29 protein-coding genes are annotated in these 25,679 nt (G+C 45.7%); 8 read left to right on the forward strand and 21 right to left on the reverse strand.

What is annotated here, in order from left to right; all coding sequences use genetic code 11:
* Positions 1-508 precede the first annotated feature (508 nt).
* Both ACXAFI_RS11315 and ACXAFI_RS11320 read right to left on the reverse strand, forming a co-directional pair.
* A complete protein-coding gene (locus ACXAFI_RS11315) occupies positions 509-1,327 on the reverse strand; it encodes an SDR family NAD(P)-dependent oxidoreductase (RefSeq protein WP_475108890.1) in 819 nt (272 codons plus the stop codon).
* 139 nt (positions 1,328-1,466) lie between these two features.
* The gene (locus ACXAFI_RS11320) at positions 1,467-2,309 is read right to left on the reverse strand and encodes a type 1 glutamine amidotransferase domain-containing protein (RefSeq protein WP_475108891.1); all 843 of its coding nucleotides are present in this window, start codon (positions 2,307-2,309) and stop codon (positions 1,467-1,469) included.
* A gap of 126 nt (positions 2,310-2,435) precedes the next feature.
* Between ACXAFI_RS11320 and ACXAFI_RS11325 the strand changes: the two genes are divergently transcribed.
* Positions 2,436-3,347, forward strand: a complete 912-nt coding sequence (locus ACXAFI_RS11325; protein WP_475108892.1) for a LysR family transcriptional regulator — start codon at positions 2,436-2,438, stop codon at positions 3,345-3,347.
* Between the two features lie 205 nt (positions 3,348-3,552).
* On the opposite strand, the gene ACXAFI_RS11330 is transcribed toward ACXAFI_RS11325, so the two are convergent.
* Complete coding sequence (locus ACXAFI_RS11330; RefSeq protein WP_475108893.1) at positions 3,553-3,954, reverse strand: winged helix-turn-helix transcriptional regulator; 402 nt, start codon at positions 3,952-3,954, stop codon at positions 3,553-3,555.
* A 149-nt stretch (positions 3,955-4,103) separates the two neighbouring features.
* Between ACXAFI_RS11330 and ACXAFI_RS11335 the strand changes: the two genes are divergently transcribed.
* Complete coding sequence (locus tag ACXAFI_RS11335; RefSeq protein ID WP_475108894.1) at positions 4,104-4,646, forward strand: nuclear transport factor 2 family protein; 543 nt, start codon at positions 4,104-4,106, stop codon at positions 4,644-4,646.
* 207 nt (positions 4,647-4,853) lie between these two features.
* Here ACXAFI_RS11335 and ACXAFI_RS11340 read toward each other — a convergent pair whose 3' ends face one another.
* The 5 genes from ACXAFI_RS11340 to tnpA form a co-directional block, all read right to left on the reverse strand.
* Positions 4,854-5,255, reverse strand: a complete 402-nt coding sequence (locus tag ACXAFI_RS11340) for a hypothetical protein (RefSeq protein ID WP_444921774.1) — start codon at positions 5,253-5,255, stop codon at positions 4,854-4,856.
* A 143-nt stretch (positions 5,256-5,398) separates the two neighbouring features.
* Entirely contained in the window at positions 5,399-5,734 is a 336-nt protein-coding gene (locus ACXAFI_RS11345) for a hypothetical protein (RefSeq protein ID WP_475108895.1), read from the reverse strand.
* A 153-nt stretch (positions 5,735-5,887) separates the two neighbouring features.
* Positions 5,888-6,127, reverse strand: coding sequence for a hypothetical protein (locus ACXAFI_RS11350; protein ID WP_475108896.1), 240 nt, complete (start codon positions 6,125-6,127; stop codon positions 5,888-5,890).
* Between the two features lie 125 nt (positions 6,128-6,252).
* Positions 6,253-6,417: a YdeI/OmpD-associated family protein gene (locus ACXAFI_RS11355; protein ID WP_475109817.1), complete on the reverse strand. Its 165-nt coding sequence runs from the start codon at positions 6,415-6,417 to the stop codon at positions 6,253-6,255.
* Positions 6,418-6,795: 378 nt separating this feature from the next.
* On the reverse strand, positions 6,796-7,230 hold the full coding sequence (gene tnpA, locus ACXAFI_RS11360; protein ID WP_475108897.1) for an IS200/IS605 family transposase: 435 nt from the start codon (positions 7,228-7,230) through the stop codon (positions 6,796-6,798).
* 532 nt (positions 7,231-7,762) lie between these two features.
* On the opposite strand from tnpA, the gene ACXAFI_RS11365 reads away from it, so the two are divergent.
* Complete coding sequence (locus ACXAFI_RS11365; protein ID WP_475108898.1) at positions 7,763-9,694, forward strand: Ig-like domain-containing protein; 1,932 nt, start codon at positions 7,763-7,765, stop codon at positions 9,692-9,694.
* Positions 9,695-10,037: 343 nt separating this feature from the next.
* Here the strand turns inward: ACXAFI_RS11365 and ACXAFI_RS11370 are convergent, their stop codons facing one another.
* Entirely contained in the window at positions 10,038-10,625 is a 588-nt protein-coding gene (locus tag ACXAFI_RS11370) for a GNAT family N-acetyltransferase (protein ID WP_475108899.1), read from the reverse strand.
* 312 nt (positions 10,626-10,937) lie between these two features.
* Between ACXAFI_RS11370 and ACXAFI_RS11375 the strand changes: the two genes are divergently transcribed.
* Positions 10,938-11,879 (forward strand): IS110 family RNA-guided transposase, encoded by a 942-nt coding sequence (locus tag ACXAFI_RS11375; RefSeq protein WP_475108900.1) that lies wholly within the window; start codon positions 10,938-10,940, stop codon positions 11,877-11,879.
* Between the two features lie 21 nt (positions 11,880-11,900).
* On the opposite strand, the gene ACXAFI_RS11380 is transcribed toward ACXAFI_RS11375, so the two are convergent.
* The 12 genes from ACXAFI_RS11380 to ACXAFI_RS11435 all read right to left on the reverse strand — a co-directional run bounded on the left by ACXAFI_RS11380 (position 11,901) and on the right by ACXAFI_RS11435 (position 22,448).
* Entirely contained in the window at positions 11,901-12,497 is a 597-nt protein-coding gene (locus ACXAFI_RS11380; protein WP_475108901.1) for a hypothetical protein, read from the reverse strand.
* Positions 12,498-12,649: 152 nt separating this feature from the next.
* A complete protein-coding gene (locus ACXAFI_RS11385) occupies positions 12,650-13,093 on the reverse strand; it encodes a hypothetical protein (protein ID WP_475108902.1) in 444 nt (147 codons plus the stop codon).
* Between the two features lie 242 nt (positions 13,094-13,335).
* A complete protein-coding gene (locus ACXAFI_RS11390) occupies positions 13,336-13,953 on the reverse strand; it encodes an AbiU2 domain-containing protein (RefSeq protein WP_475108903.1) in 618 nt (205 codons plus the stop codon).
* Positions 13,954-14,050: 97 nt separating this feature from the next.
* Positions 14,051-15,271, reverse strand: a complete 1,221-nt coding sequence (locus ACXAFI_RS11395; protein ID WP_475108904.1) for a hypothetical protein — start codon at positions 15,269-15,271, stop codon at positions 14,051-14,053.
* Positions 15,272-15,419: 148 nt separating this feature from the next.
* Positions 15,420-16,478 carry an AbiJ-NTD4 domain-containing protein gene (locus ACXAFI_RS11400; protein ID WP_475108905.1) on the reverse strand — a complete coding sequence of 353 codons (1,059 nt, stop codon included), beginning with the start codon at positions 16,476-16,478 and terminating at the stop codon, positions 15,420-15,422.
* 62 nt (positions 16,479-16,540) lie between these two features.
* Complete coding sequence (locus ACXAFI_RS11405; protein WP_475108906.1) at positions 16,541-16,930, reverse strand: hypothetical protein; 390 nt, start codon at positions 16,928-16,930, stop codon at positions 16,541-16,543.
* A 118-nt stretch (positions 16,931-17,048) separates the two neighbouring features.
* Entirely contained in the window at positions 17,049-17,384 is a 336-nt protein-coding gene (locus tag ACXAFI_RS11410) for a hypothetical protein (RefSeq protein WP_475108907.1), read from the reverse strand.
* Positions 17,385-17,490: 106 nt separating this feature from the next.
* Positions 17,491-17,883, reverse strand: a complete 393-nt coding sequence (locus ACXAFI_RS11415; protein ID WP_475108908.1) for a hypothetical protein — start codon at positions 17,881-17,883, stop codon at positions 17,491-17,493.
* A gap of 106 nt (positions 17,884-17,989) precedes the next feature.
* Positions 17,990-18,574, reverse strand: coding sequence for a DMP19 family protein (locus ACXAFI_RS11420; protein ID WP_475108909.1), 585 nt, complete (start codon positions 18,572-18,574; stop codon positions 17,990-17,992).
* Between the two features lie 623 nt (positions 18,575-19,197).
* Positions 19,198-20,904, reverse strand: coding sequence for a SulP family inorganic anion transporter (locus tag ACXAFI_RS11425; protein ID WP_475108910.1), 1,707 nt, complete (start codon positions 20,902-20,904; stop codon positions 19,198-19,200).
* 186 nt (positions 20,905-21,090) lie between these two features.
* Entirely contained in the window at positions 21,091-21,504 is a 414-nt protein-coding gene (locus tag ACXAFI_RS11430) for a protein tyrosine phosphatase family protein (protein ID WP_475108911.1), read from the reverse strand.
* Between the two features lie 65 nt (positions 21,505-21,569).
* Positions 21,570-22,448, reverse strand: a complete 879-nt coding sequence (locus ACXAFI_RS11435) for an MBL fold metallo-hydrolase (protein ID WP_475108912.1) — start codon at positions 22,446-22,448, stop codon at positions 21,570-21,572.
* 96 nt (positions 22,449-22,544) lie between these two features.
* Between ACXAFI_RS11435 and ACXAFI_RS11440 the strand changes: the two genes are divergently transcribed.
* The 4 genes from ACXAFI_RS11440 to ACXAFI_RS11455 all read left to right on the forward strand — a co-directional run bounded on the left by ACXAFI_RS11440 (position 22,545) and on the right by ACXAFI_RS11455 (position 25,611).
* Positions 22,545-22,859: an ArsR/SmtB family transcription factor gene (locus ACXAFI_RS11440; protein ID WP_152452914.1), complete on the forward strand. Its 315-nt coding sequence runs from the start codon at positions 22,545-22,547 to the stop codon at positions 22,857-22,859.
* A gap of 4 nt (positions 22,860-22,863) precedes the next feature.
* Positions 22,864-23,295, forward strand: a complete 432-nt coding sequence (locus ACXAFI_RS11445; RefSeq protein ID WP_475108913.1) for a YeeE/YedE family protein — start codon at positions 22,864-22,866, stop codon at positions 23,293-23,295.
* An 11-nt stretch (positions 23,296-23,306) separates the two neighbouring features.
* Positions 23,307-23,741: a DUF6691 family protein gene (locus ACXAFI_RS11450; RefSeq protein ID WP_475108914.1), complete on the forward strand. Its 435-nt coding sequence runs from the start codon at positions 23,307-23,309 to the stop codon at positions 23,739-23,741.
* Between the two features lie 115 nt (positions 23,742-23,856).
* Positions 23,857-25,611: a SulP family inorganic anion transporter gene (locus ACXAFI_RS11455; RefSeq protein WP_475108915.1), complete on the forward strand. Its 1,755-nt coding sequence runs from the start codon at positions 23,857-23,859 to the stop codon at positions 25,609-25,611.
* Positions 25,612-25,679: the final 68 nt, after the last annotated feature.

Genomic DNA, 25,679 nt, shown 5'->3' on the forward strand with positions numbered 1-25,679 from the left:
AAATAAGCTTTGACACTACCGCACAGCAAAGACAGCATCAGAAATCTCACTCATTAGAAGTATATTTCTTTGGAGGTAAAATTTGGTGTTATGATGCCATTAGCCACTCAATTTACTCTCAAAGGTAAATTCGGGCAAAGGTAAATTCGGGGCTGTGACGCACCAAACAGATAAAAGAGTGAGGTAATTAGTTATAAGCATGCGCGTTAACTCAAAGTTTTACGCATTTATCCAGAAATGGTTTGTAGAGCATAGCGACACCTGGCCATCGCCTAACTTATGCCACCACTAAAGTGGGTTTTTCAGCATTAACAAGACAGTAATTTTGCCCATCAAAAGGGAAATATGAAAAATAAATTGAAGCTCAACGCACTAACGGAAATACCCACCTAAAAAACCAAAAATTCATACAACAATCTACTCTCATCTATTGCCGCATAAAATTTGAAAGGTGTAGAAAATCGTCACGAGAGCTTCGCCATAACTTTTCTGTCAAACTTATCAGTCACTACTCATTTATTGTTGCATCAAAAGCGTATTGGTAGTCAGGATGCCAGCGAGAAAGCGGTGGACGATTATGGATAATATCTCCAAAAGCCCAGCGAATACGTTTATTATCAGTTTCACGATCTACGTCATTATCTGGGCACAGAATGTAGAAATCCCCCCTTTCAATACCTCTCATCATGAATTCAACTACTTGCTCTGCAGTCCATGCACTCTCAGGTTTAGTGGGACTGTCAATCATACCCGTATAAGTAAACCCTGGAATCAATAGGTGTGATGTGACTCGGCTTCCAACTGAATTACGAATAGCGTGCTGTAATGCTTCCGTAACGACTTTTACTGCAGCCTTACTCACGTTGTAAGCTGGATTTCCTGGAGGCGTGGTGATTCCCTGCTTGGACCCAGTGGTAACAATGATTGATGGGCTACTTTGATTAAGCATTTCCGGAGCAAATACGTGAATACAATGGATCGCCCCCCAAAGGTTCGTGTTGATCGTCTTATTCCAGCCCTCTAGATTTTCCCAGCTACCACTTTTAACCGCAGTACCCGCATTGTTGAAAAGAAAATCAATACGACCAAATTTTTCTTTTACTCTCTCCTTGAGAGCCATCACCGAACCAAAATCAGCTACATCGGTCTCTACAATGAGCGTATCAGTTGATAGATTGTGCTTGGCCTCTTTCAACTTATCTTTGTTGATATCGGCAATGCAAACCTTCATCCCTCTTTCCGATAAGATCCTTGCCGTAGCAAGACCTATTCCACTGGCGCCACCGGTAATAACTGCAATGTTATTCTTCTTTAAAATGGAAGACATGCTCATAGGGACCCCTAAGTTGATGACAAAGATATTCAGAGGAAAAATACTGTAAAAATTGTTGAAATACAGTATAAGTCACACCTCCTCAGACACAGCCTTCCTAAGAGCTATGCCTGAAGAGGTACAGAGCAAGCTACTACTTCATTAACTTTAAGAGTTCTTGGGCAACAGCGACAGAGGATTTGTTGTTTTGACCTGTCACCAGCTCACGATCAACAACTACATGTGTCTGCCAATCCTCTTTACCTTTAGAGTAATTGCCACCAGCATTAGTAAGTGCATTTTGTGGCCAGTAAAACAGCTCATCGCCACCTAAGTAGTATTGTGTAGCAACGGCTTCTTCTGAATTACTAAAAGAGGTCATTTTGTAGCCATCATAGACCCAACCCTGAGCAGGCTTTGCCTTCTTGCCTGCTTTCATTTGGGACTCAAAATCAGAGCTATTAGGCAAAGCGGACAACAGAGCAACTGGGCCGTGGCAAACTAAACCCGTGGGCTTAGATTCAGCATTAAAATGCCTTAAGAAACCTCCCAGTCGATCATTCGATACCAGGTCTCCCAAAGGTGCGTGGCCGCCAGGTACAAACATCGCATCAAAATTCTCGATGCCAATTTGTTCAATACGGGCAAAGCTGACTACGGGGCTATGCGCTTTGTCGGTCAGCATTAGATTTTCGAAGAGCGCTTTATGGGTACTGTAGTTCTCCTGACTAACATCTAAGAAGTGGTCAGGTGTATCCGATATCGGGTCCAAGGTCGGTGCCAGCCCAGTCGGAGTGGCAAATGTTAATGTATGCCCTGCATCCATCAGAAGTTTTACCGGCTCCATAAGTTCATTCAAATAGAAGCCAGTTTTGTAGTCATAGCCACCTTTCAATTTCATTTCAGACACATCAGACATCACAACCAACACGTTGTCGGCCATTGCCAGTGGACTAACCAACAGTGACGCCATTGCAAGTAGTTTCTTCAAACTCATAATCAGTTCCTCGGGACTGGGGTTGATCGAATTGGACTGTGCGCAGAATAGGCCCCAAGCCTTCATTACTGAAATTAATTAGTCTAATATAATCATGAACACAACTAATAGCCGAGTCAGGTCCAGATGAGCAATATTTCAGACATAGAGCTGAACCAATTAAGGCTGCTGCAGATTATCTTTGAAACCCGAAATCTCACCCGTGCTGGTGAACGCGCCGGACTCACTCAGTCTGCGGTGAGTCACACGCTCAAGAAACTCCGCCACAGCTTAAATGACTCACTAGTCATAAGGCAGGGCAATCAATTGGTACTGACGCCAAGAGCAGAAACACTACAAGTGGCTTTGAATCGATGGCTGCATGATTTTGAACGGAATATTTTAAATCAGGAAGCGTTCGACCCAGAAAATACACAGCGTAATTTCTATATCGCAACGAGTGATTTAGTGGAGCAGAGTATTGCCCCCCCATTGATAGCATTACTTCAAAGGGAGGCTCCCAGAATTCAAGTTATTTTTATAAAAATAGATAAACTTGGCATAGCCAATCAGATTGAAAGTGGTGAGTCTGATCTTTCAATCAGCACTGTGGAATCCAATCACCCGAGCCTTATGGTGAAAACGTTATATAGAGATGATTTTGCTTCAGTAGTAAGGGCTGATCACCCATTTCTGAAAAGCAAAAAGGATATTCATAATTTCTGCAATTATCCACATATCCTGGCTGGCACGGGGCGTGATAACCGGGGAATGGTTGATGAAGCGTTAGAGAAAATTGGCTTGTCTCGAAATGTTCAATTTAAGGTGGCCAATTTTTCTAGCGCACCTTTCATAGTAGAGCGTAGTGATGCGATTCTAACCGCACCAAGAAAATTCATTCAATCTATCACTAGCAAATTCAATATTAAACTTTTCACCCCACCTATTAGCCTCCCTGACTACTCTATGAAAGTCTACTGGAATTTAAAAAATAAGGATGATCAAGCAAATAAATGGCTTAGGGGTAAGATTGCGGAAGCTGCTCACATTGAAAATTAGCTATACCTTAAGCGAAAAATCACTCTACTTAAATACTGAGGAGATTAGTTTAGACCAGATAGAGCACCTTCTGAAAAACCAGTAACTATCAGATCAAGCCTAAAGCACTACACTTAAATATTTGTCAAAGGACCATATTCACTTATAGTGTGCGTTTTGATTCATTATTCATTGATGCTTCATACCTTACGTGAAATTAGGTGAGTCACTCTTGATTGACTTTTTCATCGTAAATTCTTCGCGAACGTTTGATTTCTGTATGGTGTGATTCTGCCCAGGAAACCAACTGGTATAAAGGTTTAACCAAATCTCTACCCATTTCTGTAAGGTTATATTCTACTTTTACCGGCACTTCGGCATAGACCGTTCTTGATACATATCCTTCCCGCTCAAGGTCACGGAGGGTTTGTGTAAGCATGCGCTGTGAGATACCCACCACTCTTGATTTCAGTGAGTTAAATCGGTCGGCACCCTCGACAAGTGCAAACAATATCAGCACTGACCATTTGTCACCTATCTGTGCCACCACATTACGAATGGGACAGTCTTCGGTATTATGAAATACCCGCTTTTCGGTTTTCTCTTTGTCTTTTCTTCTCACAGTCATGCCACACCTCTTTTGCCAGCATCGTTTTATAGGTTACCAAAATGTGCCTAGATGACACCAAAGTGCCTTCTTGTTGTGCTAGTTACTATTATATACCATAAGACTCAAGTGATACTAATATCAACCAATCAAACTAAGTGGATAACATTATGTGGAAGATTATTGCAACAACACTGCTGCTAATAGCAAGCACTACTGTCTCTGCACAGAATGCGGATCAGCTGACTATAAATTTGAAAGCATTACAAAAAAATAGCTGGACTGAGCAAGAATTGGCTAATGTTACCTTGGTCACTGACTTTGTTCAGAATCTGATGAATAACCATAATTTTGATTACATACTTGAGCGTTATAACGATAGCTCGTATGTTCAACACAACCGTAATTTGCCCGATAAAATCACTGGTTTAGTGGGTTTTTTACAAGAGTTTGTTGAGGACTATCCCGACTACACTTATGACGTTAAGCATATCTATGCTGATGGCGATTACGTTATCTTCCACTCACATGCCACTCTGAAAAAAAGTGACAGAGGTCACGATAGCAAGGGTATGAATATTATCGACACCTGGCGCCTTGAGAATGGCAGAATTGTAGAACACTGGGATTCAATACAAGCACTAGATGGTTTTATGCGATTTTATTCACTCATAAGCGGAGGAAGTATAAAGAATGATAATGGAGTTTTCTGATTCAAGAAGCGGTATATCTTTCTGAAGTAAGCAGAAAAATATAAGCCACTGGAGTCTAAATCTAGATTTTATCAGGTACGCGTTGGGGATTTCTAAGGGGTATAACGCCCTAAAAAGAAGCGCCCAACGCTATGCACATTTTGTGCGGAGTTGGGAGTCCAGCGTCCCGCTGAGGGGCAAAGGCCCGGAGCATCCTGCTTGTGATAGTTATGCATTTCTTCCCGTTTTTTTTCTACGAAGCACCCTGCCAACATATGCACCGAAAATGGACGCCATAACTAAACCAAGACCGAACAGTAATTTTAAGTAAAATGGACTGTCCGAAAAATTAAATACGCCAAACACAAGAAATGATGGAAAGACTTGGAAAAATGCAAGGATATACGCATTTTTAGACCAGATATAACCGGTTAATCCGCCAAGACAAAAGAGAAATATATGGTACGGCCCCATGAAGTGTTGAGATGCGTCACCAAATATACGCGCAAGAAACATCGATGCTTTTTGTACATGCTCAAACAAGCCGTTTGATGAAATCAATATCACAACGAACAGCACGCCTAAACCAAAGTGAACCAGTAGCAACACCAGATTTGAAAATTTATTCATGCTTTTCCTATTGTATATCACCCACAGCATTGGCGGCTTACCCTATGCGCGTTTTGCGCGGCATTGGGAGTGCAGTGCCAAGTACAAAATGTGCATAACACTGGGCGTCTCGCGGAAGGCCGGAGCCTTGCTGCCTGTGTTTGTCACATTTTAATGGTGCTCTCAAGGTATCGAGCCATGTTGATTACCAGATTTTCAGCGCGCTTACTCTTCGCAACAATAGTGAATCCAGACCATACATCCCACTCAATACCTACCCGCTTAAACCCACGCATATAGCTTTGAAAAACTTCATCCAGTCCGTAAATTGTGATACCGAATGGACATAACTCAAATTTCTTAACAAGCGCTCTTTTAGTCTCTTTATATTTATCGAGAGGCAAATCATTTATTTCATAGCAAAGACGTCCAGAAAAATCTCTACATAAGACTCCAACCTTCAACCTCTCTACAATTTCTTTCAGATCGACTTTACTCATATTCAAGAGATACAAAACCTAGTGCATAGGCGAGCGGAACGTAATGTACGTGTAGCGAATTCAACCCGCATCCTTTGCTGGCGATGCGACTTGTTAACTGTACGAATCGAAACCAAATCGATATACCTCTGGAAACAGAAACCCCACTACAAGCTAAACCAACACAATAACTACTCCAATGGCCATTGCCTTAAATGGATGAATTTCCTTTCCTTCGGGGTTGTCGGCAGCTCCCGGCATATTTTCAGGCATGTGTACCACTTCGCCTAACACTCCCAGAGTCGTAATAATCACAACGTTCATATAAAAGCTGCTACCAAAGAAATGTGAAATAGCAGCTGCAAGTACCACCACTAGTGCGATTCTTAGTAATATTCCTTTCCCCTTACTCATAATCCACCAGCACAGTTAACGCCTGCAGCAACGGCAGGCAAAATTTGCGCTGCTTTTGGGGCAAAAGGCCTGACAATTTTGACTGTCCAGTTACCTGTGCTTGTATGGGCGCACTTAGCACTACCTTAGTTATTGGAGTCTGCCGCTTTGGGAGCGCTGAAGGCTTTGCTGTAGTAACCTGACGGATCAAAACACCAGACTCTCCGCTTTCCTGAGGCAAGCATTTCACATGCATTGTTAATCCGCTTTGTTCGTGTCTTTGCCTGTTTGGCTGAGACTATCCAATGAATCCAGTCGACACGCGTAACAGTGGTTGTGTCATACTAAGTAGTCCGAGCGTCAAGAGAAGCCACCAATGCTGCTAAGCCGTCAGCTGGGATTTCCGGTTCAGGTTCCTTCTGCACAGGCGCGATCTCAAACTGGCAGATTCCACCAACAACTGTACCCGAAGCTTATAGTAGCTCTTTATTGATGCGCTGCCAGTGGCTTCTCTGACCATCCGGCTCAAGCAAAGCCTAAAATCTTGACCGTTAATGGTTCCCTATACTGTAGTTCGACCCCGCCGCGGAAGTCTTGCGCTTTCATCCTTCGGAAGAACCACGAACGCCCACGAATCAGCAACCACCCGTATATCGGGTGGTATGGTGAAAGCCCCCAAAGGGGGCTAGTTACAACCCCGCCAGTTGCATCTGCTCTTGCCGGCGTTCTTCGACCTCTTGAATCTTGATGTACTCTCGAATCATCTGCTCATCAAGCCCCGCTATACTCACGCAGTAACCGCGAGCCCAAAAGTGTCTTCCAGTGAAATTTCTCTGTACATGCTTGTACTTCCGAAATATCTGGATCGCAGATTTTCCTTTCAGAAACGCAACCGTATTGGAAACACTAAACTTCAGAGGAATCATTAACAGCATATGAATGTGATCCCTCATTGCGTACTCTTCGACCAACACAATGCCCTTTTGACGACATAAGTCCCGGAATACTGCTCCAATCTCCCGCCTAAATATCCCAAATAACGCTTTCTTTCGATAATTGGGCACAAATACCACGTGGTACCTGCAATAATATTTCACGTGAGCTTGGCACTGCCAATCTCGCATATGGCCTCCTTCTAGAACTTGCCCGTTCATGGAGGCCATATTTTTCATTCTACATGCCGGAACGGCAGAGCCCTGTCAAGTCTCACCGTCAGGGGTGGTGGTTTACCTATGTATTAATTAATACGTAAATTTATCTACATCCAAATAAACCAAACAATTCACAACCTGCTAAGCAAATTCATGCTTTCTTCAGAACCTTTATCATAACAATAAAAATCATTAATTAAACCACTTAAGCCGGCAAATCCAACCTATAAATTGCAGAGATTTATTTTTAATACCATCACTCTATAAAATCCCTACCCTCATGTAATCGACCATAAATATAGATTAAGAGGCATGGTAAGAAGTCAACTTAGGGCTTTTACTCCTAAACTTACAGCATGAGAACTTAACTTTTAGCCTCCAGTAAAAAGTGACTTTCAAATGGTAAAACGGTAATCTTGACTTAGGAATCATCCAAATTTAGCACGACAGTTTCAATTGGAAATTTTCTCGTTGATTCCAGGAGTTTAGTAATAGGGAAGTAAGTATGAAAGATCGTATTCTAAAGTTAATACTTTGTGTCGCAATCGCCTCATCACTTTATGGCTGTAGTGGCGGCTCAGGGGGTAGTGACTCAACAAACAGCGATTCCGAAAGTAGCCATGGAAATAGTTCTGGAGATAACTCTGGGAATGGCTCCGCAACTAATTCCGGTAATGGTTCTGAGGGCGATGATACTACACCTCCAACAACGGATGGGCCTGGCAGTGATACACCACCACTTTTAGTAAGCCTCAAGCCAGCTAGCGGCAGCATCATTGGGCCAAATGAGGATATTCAGCTGAACTTCAGTACTTCCATTCAACTAGATAATGTTACGTTATCTGGAACTATGGGTGAAGACGGAGTGATTACTCAGCTTGATGAAGATACACTGATAGTAAACCCAAAAGCGGGGTGGGTAAATTTATCAGAATATACCTTAGTCATTAATGCAGAAATTGATGCCGATAACATCATGGAAGAGGTTGTTGCCTCCTATCAGATAGATACGCAGCCTCCCTCTGTTGTCAATTTTACTCCAGGGACGGTTCGCTTAGAGAATAACGACATAATCAAGGTTCTCTTCTCAGAGTCTATGGATGTCGAAAGTCTTCAATTGACTGGTAGCCTTACTGAAGATGGCTATACAATTGCTTGGTCTGAAACCAATGTTAGGAATGATACCTTATCCATTAAACCCGATACCAACTGGGAGTCTGGTCAAAACCGCGACATTAGCATTGATGTTAATGACCAAGCAGGTAACAAAATACCGCAATATAGCAGTACTTTTACTATCCCTTTATATTTTGAGAATTTTGACTCCGCAAAAGTTGTTATTGGTCAAGATAACTTTTCTAGCAACGATGTAGGAATAAGCGCGAAAAACTTTTCATTTCAGCCCAGCGGAGATGTAAGTGTTGACAATGAAGGAAAACTATATATTTCAGATACTTCCTCTAATAGAGTGTTAGTCTTTAACTCTATCCCCACCATTAATGGCGCTCCTGCAGATATGGCGGTAGGTAAGGATGGACTGGATACTCTCACCCTATCTGACAAACGACAGGAATTATTTGGCCCATCAGATATAAGTTTTGATGGTAATAACCTTCTGATTTCACAATATAAAGAAAGACTTATCTCTATTTATGACAAAATAACGATTGGGATGGGAGCGATACCTTCTCGAACATTAACAATTGGTGAAGATGATATTTCCCCTTGTGTGAGCCTGGCACTCTGGATTAGTTGGGGAGCCTCTATTGCGGATAAAAAAATTCTAGTCACCGATGCAGGAAACGATAGGGTTTTGATTTGGAACACGCAACCAGATAATAACAACACGCCTCCAGATCTAGTGCTCGGTCAGACATCGTTAGTAGATTGCGTCCTGGATGGACCTTCTGCAAATACTTTCAATTCACCTACTGATGTATGGAGTGACGGAAAAAAACTAGCAATTATAGACAGCGGAAACAACCGTATTCTACTATGGAACAATTTCCCCAGCAAAAATTTTGCGCCTGCAGATGTAGTTCTAGGACAACCGGACTTCACAAGTAGAAATAAGGAGTTAACAAACAAAGAAGGCATAGAATGGCCCGTCAACGAGTACACTTTTAACGAACCGTCAACTGGCATTTGGTCAAATGGAATTCAACTCTTTGTTGCTGACAGCAAAAATAATAGAATTCTGATTTGGGACACGTGGCCAACCACAAATTTTGAACCTGCAGACAGAGTTCTAGGTCAGAATGGATTTACTAATTTTACCGCAAATGATGCAAATCAAAACGGTACTGGGTATCCGGATGAAGCTGAATCGCCGACAGCATCTACTCTGAATGAACCCACAGGAATTTTTGGTTATAAAAATAACTTATTTATTACTGACTCCGGGAACCATCGAATCTTAATTTTTAAATCTCGCTAATACTCACATTAAGCTGCAGGGCGACTCATTCTCTGGATAAGAGTTTGGAGCCCTGCTTATTGCCCATCTTTTCACTGATCCATGCTTGAGGCTGTTAACACTAATTTTGATAAAAATGTATCCATGGGAACCTCAACAGAATAATTAAAAATCATCAAACACCCTCTTCCCTCAGCATATTCTGTCAAGTAAGTACAGAATTCTCGTTGGACAAATCACTGGACCAAGAAGCGGGGTTTTAATCACCTTCCCTCATACCCCAGTCAAAAGGTAGGCATTTACATAATGGGAAAGGATTTCCGGTGGAGGTCAACAGTGAACATCATCAACTTTTTATATGGTTTTATATTTCAGCCTTCATGAGCAAACAGCCACCTTCATGAGGAATAAGCTCATGTGGCTCCAACTTGATATTTTTTACCACTCTAAATCCTTGCTTTTTATAAAGGCCAATAGCTCGAATGTTGTCAGCGAACACTATGAGACTAAGTTCATTGTAACCGTCATTACTCGCTTTTTCTTTTGTATGATTTATCAATGCTTTACCAACACCCAATCTTCGATACGATTCTTCAACACACATAGCATCGAGAAAATAGCTTCCTTCAGCTCTACTGGTATAAAACTCTCTGAATCTTTCAATTCGACTAGCTGGCAAAAAGTTTGTTAATTCGTCAGTTATACCGTGATAGTGCGCCGGATATGAGAGGGCCATTCCGATAACTTTTTGATCAATTTCAGCCACAATAGCACTGCGAAAAGTATGAGGATAAATATCTTGTTCTAATCCATCACAAAGTAGCTGCAAAGCAGAACAACCCGGTATCAAATCATGAAAAAGATATTCAACTGCACCGTCAGATGCCAAGTAATCAAGTTCAGCTATGCGTTGACAATCTACTTTAGTTCCTTGCTTATAATTTACGTTCATTTTCTATACCCTGAACATTTTTGATTAGTGGAACAGCCTTATAACGTCTCAATCAGCCGGCGCGGTAGTGGTCGGTTGTATTGATTTGTATGGTTGTTCTTGTCCGATTCTGATATTGAAAATCCTTTTCGCTAACGGGTAAATTGAGACCCACCTTCGGCGGCCACCGAAGGCCTTGTTTGTCACAGTTCGTTGCTGCGCCGGTTCATAAAGGCCGATAACAAGTATGAACGTGACAGACACCCACTAGGCATAACTCGAATAGTCATGTGGGCCTCGAGTCCGAATAGCAAGGCGGAGATAGCTTATCTTATGGAACCTCAAGAGATCAATGTCGGTATCGATACCAGCGGTAAACAACTCGATATTTATGTGAGACCTACTGGCCAGCTCTTTAGTGTTACCAATAACAAAGAAGGTATTAAAGACGCCATTAAACGACTACAACCGCTTAAACCTCAAAGGGTATTAATCGAGTCCACAGGAAGACTAGAATTAGAATTCGTCTGTTCTGCTCATAAAGCTGGATTGCCGATAGTTGTTTGCAATCCTACGCAAGTAAGAAACTTTGCAAAGTCAGCGGGGCGGCTCGCCAAAGCAGATAAGCTAGATGCTATTGATATCGCACATTTTGGTGAAGCAATGAAGCCAAAATTGTCATCAATCAAACCAGAAAAGCTCAGAAATATCAGTGACTTGCTGACGGTCAGGAACCAGTGCTTAGAAATGAGCACAATGCAAAAGAATCGTCTCAAGAGAATGCCTAAGTCTGTTCACAAGCCCATTCAGGCTATCTTAAAAGCCATCAAGAAAGAGCTAGAAGGGATCGATAAGCAACTTGATAAACTTGTTAACAGTGTTGCCGAGTGGCGACAAAAACGCGATCTCTTATTAAGTGCTAAAGGAGTCGGTAATGTACTGGCTTACACGCTAATGAGCGAACTTCCTGAGCTGGGCAAGTTGAACCGCAAAGAGATAGCGGCCCTTGTGGGTATCGCCCCGATGAATCGTGATAGCGGCAGCTTCCAGGGTAAGCGCTATATTCGAGGTGGGCGACATCGTGTACGCACGGTTTTGTTTGTTTCTATGATGTCGGCAATACAATGCCACCCTAAATCAAAGCCAATATATGAGCGCTTGGTCGCTGCTGGTAAACCAAAGCAAGTAGCCCTTATCGCATGTATGAGGAAGCAACTTACCATCCTCAATACGATGGTAAAAAACAACACCTATTGGAATGAGAAAATGGTTTAAATATTTGACAAAGGGCCATAGTCACTTGTTAAGCCTTGCCTCGTATTCACACAATTTCTCCAAAAAATCACTTATGAAGTCTTTGTGTATCATTTCTTTATCTAATGAAGATACCACCTCAATTTCTCTTCTCATTAGTTTGCATTCCTCAAGACTTGCACCATCGTTACCACTCAATATCCCAGATGGCCATTCGTGGATGCAATAGCCTAACCATGAAACAATTGATTCCAGATATAAACTTCTTGCTTCATCATTCTTCGGACTTAACTTACAACACCTCTCTAGAAGTAAGGTATCGGTAATCCAATCTAGTTCTTCATGAACTCTATTATTCTGATAGATATTCTGTATTAGTTTGGCCAGCCATAATGTAGATTTGAAGTCATTTTCAATATACCCCTTTTTCAGTGTAGGAAACACGACCTCATGGAAAAGTTCATGCCTTATTCTTGAATGTCTGTTTTTATCGAGTTTTGGCAAACAAGCCCACACCCACTCATATTTCTCGCTTTCATCTAAGAATGAATCGATAAATAACCTAACCTCTTTTGTCGCCTGTTTTTTCAGGCCTTTATCTTGAAACTCAAGATACTTGTTAAAATGCTCGATATTCATAGAGGCTTAACGGTGGCGTTCACCGGGCAAGGGCGTTCGTTTGGTTGGGTAGCTGGAGGAAGGACGACGCCCTTACTCCGGTGCAACGCGTTGTTATCTGGCTGTTGCCATTTTCCATTGATTGAACGCGTCCGTTAGCTGCACAGACATCTCTATTCAAGATACTCCATCCTCCAGCGTGCCGGGCCGATAACTTGGGTGACGGCTTTGGCCCCAGCCGAAGCGCCGCTAAAGCTGCCGATAAATGGGATGGCGCAATCAACAGTTAAAAGCCAGCCAGCATCAGACGTGGGGCAGGCAAGATATACTTTGAACGTCTCGCCCGAAGGAATACGGAGGTGCACAACGAAACCCCTGCCGCAGAGAAGTTGTACCACGTCATCGACAGGCGTCCCATCGGCGCTAATGTTCACATGCATTCGGTCAAAACGCGAAAAGTCCTCACCTTCCTGTGCGACATACAGTTGCGGATAGGAAACGCCATGGGTCTCGTCCAGTGTGGTCAGCTCTCCGCCTCCGGGAATATGGGGCTCGCGTCCCGCCTGGGCGATGATTTCCAGTAGACGTTCGCGGGATAGCAGAAAGTGTGGCATCACTTCCGCGACACGCTCCGTCGGAGGTTCGGGATCGGCCAAAAAGGCCTTAAGGTCGTTGGAGAGGCCCGACCAATCCTGCGCCCAAATCCGGGCGCCGATCGGCGCCAGCGCTGTGTTGATTTCGTCGAGTGTATACAAGTCAGCTTGCTCGCCGTCGCTTACTAACCGGATCCCGCTGTCGAGTTTCATTTGAGCCTCGGTCGATTAATGCCCCACTGGTTCAACTTCACGCCAGATAACGCTCAAAGCAGCTGCGCATTTATACGTCGGCTGCCTTTGTTTGTTATATTTTTTAGCTTCCTTACAAGATTATAACCCACGCCGCTACGGACTACATTGCAACCCGATACTGCTAAGCTAGTTTCGCCTTGTTCCTTAGCTAATTTTAAACGAATGCCGAAGAATAACAGTCTGGATTCTTGAAGTAACTCTAATAGAGTGGCTGTTTCTAGATTATGCTTCGGTAATTCAGACTCTCCCGTTAGTGTGGGTTTGTCATTGTGGGCTAGGACAAGATCGCGATAGTTTTTCACATTCAGAGATTCTTTTAGGGTTCGAATTCCGTCTCTATTTGTTTGAAGCTCGCCATCAATAAAATGTTCGTACTTTGTGGCTAGATTATACTGACTCAAGTATTCGTATTCTTGTTTTTTGGTTTTATAGCCTTTGCCATCAAAGATAAGCTTCGACACCGACATGACTATGTCGTTGTGCATTGAGTACCGGATAATATTAAAAGCCTGGCTGGATACTGAATTCACGACTTTTATTGCTTCGTCATCGCAATAAAGCTCATCGTAAAGGTGAACCGCTGTAATGAGCCTATCCAATTCTACAATGAACCTATCTAGATCAATCACCGATACTCTCCGTTATCGTGAAATATAACGCCCCGCTCACCGGTAAATTAGGAGCGCAGCGAGTAATTTATCCGTGTGCAGCGCCTTGTTAGCGATTTTAGTTTAGCTTCTTTATTGATTTCTCTAACTTGGATATCGATATAGACATATACTGCCTGGACCTTTTGGCTCCTTTAATGCCTCTACCAACATCTAATATTCTCTCTTTCTGTTTCGCTGACATTGAGGAATCTAAACACTGTTGAAACTGAAGCTCATTCTCGAATATTGTTTCAACATATTTAAGCTCTGGAAAAGAAATCATAGCCTTTACTGGGCAGCTTGAAATCGTATCGAGCAATCCCTTATCCAAAGTAGTTACGCTTGGAATGTAAAAATTGTTACCTGCTTCTTCTGTAAGTGAAGTTTCTGTGAATCTAAATATAAATAGATCCCATGCAAGAGCACCGATACGTTTTACCGAGTCACTTTTTGGCGACTTAAGAGAGCCCTCATCAAAAACAGGCGTAAAGAAACCAACACTGAATCCAATTACAACTTTCCATGCAAAGTAGATTTCCTTGAGGGGTAATACACCCAGCTCATCCAAGCAGTAGTCAACAAGATTATGGAGCGCCCTTTCTATAGTGATATTCGTACTTGTCCAGCACATGTGAAAGGTTTTAAGCATAACTGCATAAATTAGGTCTCTTCGATCTATCTGGCCCCACATGACTTCACTTGACCTAAAGCTCATCCAAACGGACTCAGCTTGTTCAATATATGGCTCGAATATATCGCCTTCCGTGTTCGATTTTTTTATGGTACCTCTTAATTTGTGGTCGAAGTAAATTGCTGCTGAAACTTTATTAACTGGGTGAGGGTTGTTGTCACAAGTAAATTGCCTCAAGTTCTCTAGCATGGCAAAAGAATAGTCAAACCCACCACCATATACACTTTCGATTACAGTCAAGACATCTTCAACTTTATCCGTTGTGGTAATGTCGATGCCCTTGAAGTACTTTGGAAGGTCCGACAACAAGTTTGTATCAAGCAATGCTCTTTGTTTGAAACCAATAACAGATGTTCCTAACTCCATCTCATTTCTGATTGAATCTGAGTACGCTAGCAATCGATCTTTCGAGAATATACCTGAAATGATATGCTCTAGTGAGTCATCTACCTGCAATTGTGCACCACTAAAATTTGTAGCGTACAAAATTCTTACGCCGCTAAATGCAGGCTCATCTATATCTATAATATCCTTAAGAGAAGAATTTTGGTCAGCAGTTAAAATTGCCTTCTTAACACGGGATATTTTGTCTTTTTCTGTGCTCATTTAGGTTACATCTACCTCGGATAAGATTGGCGCTAACGCTTTGCTAATGGGCAGCCGAAGCAAAGCGTAGGCTGTCCCGTGGAGGCCGCGCTTTTTGCGGCCGGAACGCAATTGAGCAACTTGCTAGTGTTTTCTTGGCACATTCTCGCTACATACGCATTACTAGAGTTTTTACCCATGACATGCATGACTCAATTGCCCAGTCAGTTTGCTGCCGTGAAAGCTTTGGCATTTCTTCACTTCCTGGGCCATGACCAAAAGGGTTTCTCACTGCTGCAAAAAACGCTTTCAAAGCATCTCGTTCCCAGTCGTTGATAAATGCGCCATTCTTTTTACTAGCCAAATTCTCAATATAGTTTTGTGCGCCTTTTTCCCCACCGTGCGTCCATCCCTTCTGGTCGGAAATAATTTTAATCGTACTTTCCAAAGCTCGAGCAGCATAGAAGGCAGGATCTCTACCATTACTATCTCTGAGATCTACAGCCTCCTTCATATCTATGTCGACATTTTTCCAGAGCGGGTCATTTGTCATGTCCCAGAATGCTCTTTCAATCTGTTCTTCTAGAAGCTTGTCATCAGAAATCTGTATAAATCCGTTATGATAATTAAGGTTGAAGTTTGCTCGACGCAGACGTTCATTTAATTCTGCAACGGAAGCTTTAAATGATGCATTAATTGATTCGTTAAATGCTTTTAAGCTATCCGCTCGATTACCCGGAATTCTAACGCCTCCTGACTTAACTCGCTTATCTTGGATTTGGGCATGCAGCAATTTCTGCGGCAAATTTCTATTTATTTCATTAAGCTGATTTTCTCTCTCACGAAACGCCAGCTCAATAAAACTCAGCCTTTCTTTAATGAACCTATCGGCAGATACAGTCCCATCATATTTTGAGTTAACAAACTCTTTGCAGACCTTATCCATAGACCAAGCCCCACTTTGAGTGACAGGCTTACCATTATAGGTTGTGTTGAAGTGATAGCGTTTTCGAGACAGCTCATCCAAGCCAAGCTCCATACTTAGCTTGTCATGTATCGATATCCAAGTCGCTTTCGAGGTGGGAATTTCTTTTCCATCCCTGTAGTATGGAAATAGCTGCTCACTGACTATGCGAAACCCCTGAACTAAAAAGCGTTCCTCCACATCTGTGAAGTCTTCCCACATCTGGATTCCAAGGTAACGGTCTGCAAATGTATCAGTTAGCATTATGCCTCTTTATTATCTCTCAAGTTTGTCGGTATTCAGAACGCCCAAAGCAGCGGCGCGCGTTAGCGCGTCCTGCCCGAAGGGCGTTGCTGCCTTTGCTTGTTATGTGTTTGGCTGAATGCGAAGTGATAACCAACGCATACAACGAAAATAAAACTGCCAATATTTAAGGCTTGTACGTATAAAAACCAGATGACTGGGTTTTGCTCAATAGTTGGTTCGGAGTTCCCAAGGGCGATTGAATGTACGTTAGGTATTAATATGTGCGCAACCCTTGAGGCGGCAACTAATACTCCTGCGAAAAGTGAAAGCCCAGATAAAATGGAGCGTTCTCTATGGAACCACACTAATGATGCAGCAAATAGAAAGAAGGGCATAAACCAAGCGGTAAAGTCGTTAATGCCACCAAATAGCTGCCAAAAAGTTGTCGGGCTATATACATGATCTTCCATATCTATTTACACATAACGCCGTTGTTTGGGGCAGCCGAAACAGAGCGAAGCGGCGTGTAGGCTGTCCCAGTCACGCGTCTTTTGCGCGGCGAACAACACCACCTTGTTAGAAGTGGAGCTATTTTCTACGAAGCTCAATAGTACGCTCCTCGGCTACAACGGTTATGGTGCCTTTTTCTTGATCGTAAGTAAGTGGTAGATAGCCACCTTCCTCTGTATTTCCGGCTTCATCCAGGAACCACAATTCGTAAGAATTCACCCCTATCTTTTGATACTTACACTCGGAAGCCATTCCATCGACGGGCCCACCCACAAAGATGAAACAGTCATCTCCATTTTCAAATCTTATCAGAGTGCTGCTTTGATCATTTGCATGGTGCCATTCACCTTTGATCATATTCCCTGTGCAGGCAACTAAAAGAAACAAAGCCAGAATAGAGATTACAGTCTTCATACCTATGCACTTCTAATGCCCACAGCAGGGGCGGCCGAAGCGTAGCGTAGGAGGTCCCGCAGAGGCCCGAAGGGCCGGCGCATACTGCCTGTGATTGTTAGGTGAATTACTTGGCACTGAGTTTCTTCTCCAAGGCCATATTATATTCTTTAGCATAACGGCTAAATGCATGAGACAGCTTACTATGCTCCCTCCCCTCCAATGCGTCTGAAGTACCCATGATATATCTAGAGCCGTATTTGCAGAGCATCTCTTTGTCAGAAAGACCTGGATAGCCGACCCCAAAACCGCCAATTGAGATGAAGCGATAATCTTGATGCTTTATTCTCGCTTCTAAATCTTTTCTGGGTGCATCTAGATTGATTGGCAATAGGTATGTCTTTAATACCGCGAGCTGGGTTGTTTCTGGAACCATGTCAGGATTCATCCAGCATGGAATCTCATCTGAATAAACGGATGAGCTAAATAAAAAGACAAAAATGATGCCAATTAGTCTCATACTGAATTTCACCTAACGCTGAGTGCAGCCGCATTTTTGGAGGAGCCCTTTTGTGCTATTTAAGCACAAAAGGAGCGACGGAAAAAATGTCGGCTGGCACGTATTGTTAGGCATTTTTGACTAGGTCATTATTTATTGCGTAAGTTTCAAGCTTCTCTGCTAGCTGATCTGGATCTTTATAGAATTCGGTGTCTAGTTCATCTAGATCTTTCGAAACATCATCAGAATTAGTTGCCACCTGACGTAAATATTGCTCTTTTGGGACATCCGATTTGCCAAATACTATCTGTTTAGCTTTGCGTAATAACCCAAGTGAATTTGTTGCTTTAAGTTGAATTAGCCCTAATTCAGCATGCATGTAGTTTTCACCGGCTGAATTGGAAAAGTACTGATCAAAGCCACCGTTATAGACTTCACCACTCAGGCAATTAACCGAAAAGTATATTTTTTCTGCTTCAGACAGAGATTTAAAACCTTTACTTTCATTATATACACGAGACACTAACTCGCTCCAAAAGAGCCTGAACGGGCATGTTTTATCAAGCTCTATTTCCTTTTTATAATACTCCTTTGATTTCTCCATGCTTTCTCGTATGCCGTTTTTACAGGCCATACAAACACCACCCGTTCTCTCTGCTGTACTAGGAAGAACAAGCGCACCGCATTTTGTACATGGTACTTTCTCTGTCATTTGTACTTTTGCCTAACAGTGTATTCAAAAGCAGCTGCACTATATCACCCTGCAACATATCCCAAGTTCAAAAAAACCAGTAAATCCAGAAAAAGGCTTACAAATCAAGGAATTAGCAATCTCTGACATAGAAACACTCAAGTGGATATATTGCGGCTGCATTATATCTTGTTATTTTGTTGCTTTTGATCACTGATGTAAATCATTAAAAATCAATAGGTTAACGCTGATCTTACTGTGGATATGTGCATCTGCTTGTGATCTTAGATATCGACAACAGTTGAACATAGTAATTTCTGCACATAAAAATATGCAAAAGAAACCAACACTTATGAGGCTTTTGCAAGTGGATTTAGCCTTGAATGCATAAGCTAGCTGGAATATTTCCGCTAGATCCGGTCACTTCTAGGATGGCCGCTTTAAGCCTCAAGCACAGCTAGATGGAAGAAGTGTCCTAGCCCCTGTATGGCCTGCTTTGATCTTCTCAGCCTATTTGGTGAAAGGTTCTGGCCACACTTCTATTCAACGGTGTATTCGAACTGCGACCTTAGTGAGTCACCCAATGACTTATACCGCTTGTAGTCCGCAAGCCTTGCATTCCTTCAATGTAATGTGGTTTTGCCCTAACCTAGCTGCACAAACGCCTGATACTGACTCAAAAATACCCGCCCAGACAACTTCTTCAAAAAACTACTTTTCTCCAAGCAATCCATCACTGGCCCTTTCACTTCGGAGAGATGGAAGCAAACCCCTCTTTCCGCCAGATTCGCATTCATAGACTCCAAAACTTCTAATGCACTCCAGTCAATCTCATTCACTGCGCTACACATCAGAATGACGTGTCTCACCTGAGGATTATTGGCAAGGCCGCTATAGATACGGTCTTCCAGTACGCCGATATTAGAGAAAATCAGGCGGCCATCTACGCGGAAGGTGAGAATCTCGGGAACAGTTTTTACCTGGTGTCGGTGAATATTGCGGAAATGCTCGGTGCCCTCCACCAAGCCCACTTCGGCGATATGGGGCTTAGAAGCACGATAGATAAATAATAATAGGGATGCGGCAACACCACAGGCTACACCGGGCTCGACGCCCATTAACAGGGTAACGGCAATTGTCAAGGTAACGGCAATAAAATCTGCCTTGGCAAAGTGCCAGGTTTTACGCAGGATGGAGAAGTCCACCAGGGAGAGAACCGCAACAATAATAGTAGCGGCGAGGGTGGTTTTTGGTAGGTAATAAAGAAAAGGGGTCAAAAAGAGCGCGGCTAAGGCGATGCCTATGGCAGTAAACAGGCTGGCAAATTGTGTCTGCGCACCTGCGGCATCATTCACTACCGAGCGAGAAAAGCCACCACTCACTGGGAAACCACCAGAAAGGCCGGAGCTGATATTGGCCATACCCAGGGCGATCAACTCTTGATTACCATCAATTCTTTGTCGTCGCTTGGCTGCAAGGGTTTTGGCCACTGATATGGATTCTACATAGCCAATAATGGCGATCATTAGTGCAGGAACAAGTAAAGATTGCAGTAGCGGCAGTGTTAGCTTCGGCAATGATAGCGGCGGTAAACCGGCGGGAATAACGCCTACCAGTGCCACCTGGTGAGTTTCAAAATTCAGGACAGCGGATAAGGCAATGGTTGCCAGCACGCCCACCACCGGAGCCGCCCTGGCAAACAGTCCGGCATTACTGCGAGACAACCCCATGCTTTCCAGAAACTTTGCAGCAAAAGCTCTGGCCCAATAGAGAAAAATCACCACCCCCACTCCAGTGATCAAGGCGAGGCTATTGATGCTTTGCAGGTTCTGCCATAGCGATAGCAGTAACTCCTGTGCAGTATCACCATGGGCGGGCACCCCCAATAAATGCCGCAGCTGGCTGAGTGCAATCAATAATGCGGAAGCAGTAATAAAACCAGAGATCACCGGGTGAGAAAGAAAGTTCGCCAGCATGCCGAGACGTAAAGTGCCCAGCAGAAAAAGTATTCCCCCGGAGAGCAGCGCCAGGGCGGCGGCCGCGCTCAGGTAATCCACCTCACCAGTAGCAGTGACCTCTCCCAGGGCGGCGGCACTCATCAGTGAGATCACCGCGACCGGCCCCACAGATAAAGTACTACTAGAGCCGAAAATACCGTAAACCACCAGCGGTACCATACTGGCATAGAGGCCGACTTCCGCCGGCAACCCCGCTAACAGGGCGTAAGCAAGGGATTGGGGAATCAGCAGCACCGTGACTATTACGGCGGCGAGTAGATCCCGGTTTAAAGTGCGGCGGTTATAGGATTGAAAGGTAGTGAAGATGGGAAACCATCGGGAGAGTTTCTGCATAACCATGGTTTACCTTCCACTTTTTCTCTTCACGCCGTCAGTTCCACCCGTTTTGTCACGGCATATGACAGACATTTAATTGCGGTACTCTCTTACAATGCATAGCGGTGCCGCAATTTTTGGTATGGTCTAGCCGGCAATTAAAGCGCCTTAATTAGGTGCTCAAATTAATTAGGGCTCGATAAGTTAGGAATCGATAGCAACCAGCGCGGCGCTGACATCAAAGCCTGCTGCCTGTGCCTGGCTATGCAACTGTTTTTTATCGGCACCCATTAAAATTTTGGCCCCAGCCCAAACCTGACTGGAACGATTTCCGGTGCGGCAGAACGCATGAATTTTTTCACCGCTCTGCAATACATTGCGAAAGGCCTCGCAGTGCTCCCGGGTCATTCGCCCACGGGTAAAAGGAATCGCAATAAAGCGTAGGCCGGCATCCTGAGCGGCCCGTTCCATGGCTTCGTAGCTGGGGTGTGCCTCACTCTCCCCTTCCGGGCAGTTGCAAACCACCACCTGTACACCACTCTGTGCCAGAGGTGCCATCTCTTCACAGGCAATATGTTCAGAAACGCTCACTTGCCCATCTAATTTTTTAATATTCATCGTCGCCTCGTTGTGACTGCGGCCCCAGCTAATCTTGGCTGCAGCGCTAGATTTACTTGGATTTTTTACAGCTGATTCAGCGGCACTTTTAGATAGACTGTGCCATTGGATTCTGCCGGAGGAAACTGGCCGGCACGAATATTGACCTGCACTGAGGGGATAATCAGCCGCGGCATGGGCAGGCTGGCATCGCGTTTTTTACGGATTGCCACAAACTCGCTTTCGCTAATACCGTCGCGCAGGTGGATATTTTCCCGTCGCTGGGCCCCCACACTGGTTTCACACTGGTGCTCCCGCTGACCCTGCGGCGGGTAGTCGTGACACATGAACATGCGGGTTTCGTCCGGCAGGGATAATATTTTTTTCACCGACAAATACAGTTGTGCGGCATCGCCTCCGGGGAAATCACATCGGGCACTGCCCACATCCGGCATAAACAGGGTATCTCCCACAAACAGGGCATCGCCGATCAACCAGGCCATATCTGCGGGAGTATGACCGGGGCTATAAATTACTCGCGCCTCCAAATCCCCCACCTGAAAATGTTCACCGTCTTTGAACAGGTGATCAAACTGGCTGCCATCGGCAAGGAACTCCCGTTCCAGGTTAAAAACCTCTCGAAAAATCTTCTGCACCTGGCAAATGTGCTCGCCGATAGCGATGCGTCCACCCAACTGCTCCCGCAGGAAAGGCGCCGCAGAGAGGTGGTCGGCATGGGCGTGGGTTTCCAGTATCCACTCCAGGGTGAGATTCTTTTCCCGGATAAACGCCACTATTTCTTGCGCACCCTTGTTGCTGGTATGCCCGGATGCCGTGTCAAAGTTGAGCACGGCATCCACCACGGCGGCCGAGCCACCGGCCCTGTCGTATACCACATAGCTCCAGGTTTCGGTCTCTCTGTCGAGGAACGGCCGCACCTGAGTGCTTTGCTTTACCTGCGGCATTTTTTGCCCTCCAAATTCACTACCCGATCAATATACATTTTGATAATATGTAAAACAATATATTATTATTTTGTAGATTGTTACCAGGCCAAGTTAATGCCCGATACCTCCAGCCTCGATTTAAACAAGATGCGCGACTCCGCCGGCCAAGCCGCGGCCATGCTGCGCTCCCTGGCCAACCAAGACCGCTTGTTACTGCTGTGCCAACTCAGCCAGGAAGAACTTAATGTAGGCGAACTTGAGGAACGCCTGGGTCTTCGCCAGCCCAGCCTCTCCCAACAGCTGGGTGTCCTACGCCGCGAGGGGTTGGTGGACACCCGCCGGGAGGGCAAACACGTTTACTACCGAGTAGCTGACCCACGGGTTCTGGCACTTCTACAAACTCTTTATCAACTCTACTGCGCGGAGTAACGCCATGACCATCGATTGGACTGCCTTCACCCCTACCACGGCACTCGCCGGCGGCGCACTTATCGGGCTCGCCAGCGTCCTATTGCTGATTTTTAATGGCCGCATTGCCGGCATCTCTGGTGTTTTGGGCGGCCTGCTGGAAAGCAGCTCCGGTATCGGCTGGCGCCTGGCTTTTATTATCGGCTTACTGGCTGCACCGCTGGCCTGGCAGCTCTTTGCCGCCCTCCCCCCCATCAAAATTGAGGCGGGCTACCCCACCCTGATCACCGCCGGCCTGCTGGTGGGCTTCGGCACCCGCTTGGGCTCCGGCTGCACCAGCGGTCATGGTGTCTGCGGCCTATCCCGTCTCTCACCCCGCTCTCTGGTCGCCACGCTAATGTTTATGGCCGCTGGCTTTGCCACTGTTTATGTTGTCCGCCACCTGCTGGCCGCTTAAGAGAGGATCAAATGATGAAAACCACTGTGACGGCGTTACTGGCGGGCTTGATCTTCGGACTGGGCTTGTTGTTATCCGGTATGGCTAACCCGGAAAAGGTATTGGGCTTTTTAGATATTGCCGGCGCTTGGGACCCTTCCCTGGCACTGGTTATGGCGGGCGCCATCGCCGTCAGTCTGCCCGCCTTACAATTATTTAAAGGGCACAAAGAATCCCTATTAAAAGAAACCTTGCAGCTGCCAACCAATACCCATATTGACCGCCGCCTGGTGATAGGCGGCCTAATGTTTGGGATCGGCTGGGGCTTGGCGGGCTTCTGCCCCGGCCCCGCCATTGTGGCAAGCGGTGCCGGGCTGGAAAAAGCACTGATATTTACCCTGGCCATGCTGGCCGGCATGGGCATCTTCAGGCTCGGCGCTCATAAGATGATCCCGGCGCGCGGATAAGGCGGTCACCTGGTAGAGGCGGCACTAGTAAGCAGCGCCGTCGCTGCGGTCTATCTTGTTGAATCAAGGTATCGCCACCACCAAGTGGAGATCCGCCAATCAACAAAAGTAAAACATGCGTGTGCAGCAACTGATCCCCCTCTGGCTAAAACGCTACCAGCCCAAGTGGCTGATAGGGGATGCCGTGGCTGCAATCCTTGCCAGCATGATGTTGATTCCCCAGGCACTGGCCTATGCGGCACTGGCCGGCCTGCCGCCCTACTTGGGACTTTATGCGGGTCTGCTGCCTCTGGTGGGCTATGCCCTGTTCGGCTCCAGCTCAGTACTCTCTGTGGGGCCCGTGGCAATACTGGCCCTGATGACCGCCTCCGCCCTCACCCCAATCGCCACTCCCGGCAGTGCCGAATATATCAACGGGGCCATACTACTGGCCCTACTCAGTGGAATAATGCTGCTATTGATGGGTTTCCTGGGCCTTGGCAGCCTCTCCAATCTGCTGAGCCTACCGGTGGTCAATGGCTTTGTGTCCGGCGCAGCGGTGCTGATCATCGCGGGGCAGATAGCCCCACTGCTCGGCATTAAAAGTGAGGGGCACACGGCCCTGGAAATTTTGCTGAGCACCATAGATAACGGCCCGTTGAGCGACCCGGATGCAGCCCTGATGGGGCTGATTGCCCTGTCTAGCTTAATTATCGCGCGCCTCGGGCTTCCTTTTTTACTGCGCACCCTGGGCGTTGAGGCCACACGGGCAAAGCTGCTATCGCGCCTGGCTCCAATGCTGGTTGTGCTGCTCTCCATCGCCCTCACCACCATTTTCCACTGGGAGCAGGATTTGCCCGTGGTGGGCGAAATCCCTGCGGGCCTGCCAGATTTCACCCTGCCGGTTTTTAATTTCTCCATGATTTACGAGCTATTGCTGCCGGCACTGATTATCGCCCTGCTCGGCTTTGTCGAGAGCCTCTCGGTGGCCCACACCATCGCCCTGCGACGGGGAGAAAAGCTTGATGCCAATGCGGAACTACGCGGCCTCGGTACCGCCAATCTTCTCAGTGCCTTTTCCGGTGGGTTTGCGGTAACCGGCAGCTTTGCGCGCACCGCGGTGAACGATGAAGCGGGGGCAAAATCACCGCTGAGCGGTATTATCGCCGCTGTGTTGATAGCTCTGGTGCTGCTCTATGCCACCAAGGTGTTTACCGAACTGCCGGTGTGCGTACTGGCCGCAACCATTATTGTGGCGGCAGCCAATCTGATTGACCTACGCGCACTGGCACAACACTGGCACTATGACCGCACCGATGGCCTGGCCATGGGCGGCACTTTATTAGGCGTCATACTGTTTGGTGTGGAAGCGGGTATCGGCCTGGGCGTAGGGCTCTCTTTCGCCACCCTGATTTGGCGCGCTAGCCGGCCTCATATCGCCGTGGTGGGGCGTGTTCCCGGCACCGAGCACTTCCGCAATGTGCTGCGCTATACGGTAAAAACCCAACCGGACATTCTTTTCCTACGCATCGATGAAAATTTGTTTTTCAGCAATATCAGCGCGGTAGAAGACCGCCTGTTTGCAGAGGTGAAACGGCAAAAAAGCCTGCACGACCTGGTGCTGATTCTCTCTTCGGTCAACCGCATCGACAGCACCGCCACCGAGCGCCTGCAGCAGGTCAACCAAGACCTGCTGGAGCGCAATATCCGCCTGCACCTGGCGGAAGTTAAGGGCCCGGTACTGGACCGGCTGGGACGCTCCAAGCTGCTGCAAGAATTAACCGGCCGGGTATTTCTCTCTGCCTACATCGCCGAACTGGCCCTGCGCCATCACAATATCAATGACGATGGCCAACCCAGCGCTCCCCCCTCCCCCGCCGATCCCACTTGACCCATCACTTAGTTAACTTGTCTGCCAGCGCCAATTACTGGCAAAATATCCAGTATTTGGGCGAAGGA

The organism is Microbulbifer sp. ABH2_005, assembly GCF_056160005.1.